General features: G+C 62.5%; 2 protein-coding genes. Both read right to left on the bottom strand.

Going from position 1 to position 1,102, the window contains the following annotated elements; all coding sequences use genetic code 11:
• Window positions 1-109: 109 nt before the first annotated feature.
• Window positions 110-514, bottom strand: a complete 405-nt coding sequence (locus LQ215_RS29440) for an META domain-containing protein (protein ID WP_230153734.1) — start codon at window positions 512-514, stop codon at window positions 110-112.
• Window positions 514-948, bottom strand: coding sequence for a hypothetical protein (locus LQ215_RS29435; RefSeq protein ID WP_003204688.1), 435 nt, complete (start codon window positions 946-948; stop codon window positions 514-516). The genes LQ215_RS29440 and LQ215_RS29435 overlap by 1 nt, the downstream gene beginning before the upstream one ends.
• Window positions 949-1,102: the final 154 nt, after the last annotated feature.

Here is a 1,102-nt window from a genome sequence, read left to right as displayed (position 1 = left end):
GCATCAGACCGGACGCAGGGGCCTGCTGCGCAGTCCAGCGGGAGCAAGCTCCCTCGCCACAGGTTGACCCTGTCCCTGGTCGAAACGGGTGTGTCTGGAGGCCCAGGTCTCAGCCTTCCTCCAGCCACCACCGCAGCGGCTTGCCTTGGGCCGGCCAAAAGCGAATTTGCTCGATGGGGGAGATGTCCCAGCGTTCGACCTTTTCCAGGGCCTGCAAGAAGCGCGTCTCTTGCTCCATCACCGCCGGGCCGCAGAGCTTGCGCGTGCTGCCGATCTTGCCGAAGCTCAAGCGGTGGCCTTCCAGGGTGTAGGGCGCGAACCAGTGGTTGCAGCCGCCGTTGCCATAGGCGCGACCGTCATTGCCAAGGGTGATGGTCAGATGGCTGTAGTCCATCAATGGCCGCTCACCGATCCACTCCAGGATGTAGCTGCGGTCATGTTGCAGCTGCACAGGTTCAGCGGCACAGCCCATCAGGCTGATGCCGATCAACGCGGACAGGGCCAAACGTTTCATCAGGCAGCTTCCTGGCATTTCGGGCACAGGTGTTTTTCACCCACGGTGGTCCAGCCCAGTTCGGCGATTCGCGCGGTGGCGGCCGGTTTCTCGGCCTTGACGCCGAGCTTGGCATCGACGGCGAATTCGAAGCTCAGTTCCTTGGCGCAGCTGTCGCAGTTGACCTGCCAGGTGTGGATCGCCAGCTCGCCGAACACCGGGCCGGTGGTCATGGCTGTCCATTGGCCCATGGGCTTGAGCAGGTGCCGCACAGTGTCCACGGTCAGGCGCATGGACAAGTCCTTGCTGCCTTTGAGCGTGACGAGCAACACATCGTTGGCCTGGATCGAACCGCCATTGCCGGTGACCTGGTAGCGGCCCGGCGCCAGTGCGCGGACTTCGGTCAAGGTGTGCTGCGGGTTCATCAGGGTGTAGCGGAAATCGTGTTCGGCCATGGGTCCTCCAAATAGGCGCGACATGCTAGCACGGGGCATGGGTTTGGATGATCCATAAGGGATCTGACCGACGAAACTCCATCCTGTGGGAGCGAGCTTGCTCGCGATGGCGGCGGATCAGTCAGTATCGATGTTGACTGACACGCCGCTATCG

This window comes from Pseudomonas brassicacearum (assembly GCF_918698105.1).
GTDB lineage: Bacteria > Pseudomonadota > Gammaproteobacteria > Pseudomonadales > Pseudomonadaceae > Aquipseudomonas > Aquipseudomonas brassicacearum_F.
Note: the sequence above shows the minus strand (reverse complement) of the source record. Positions and strands in the feature narration are given on the sequence as shown.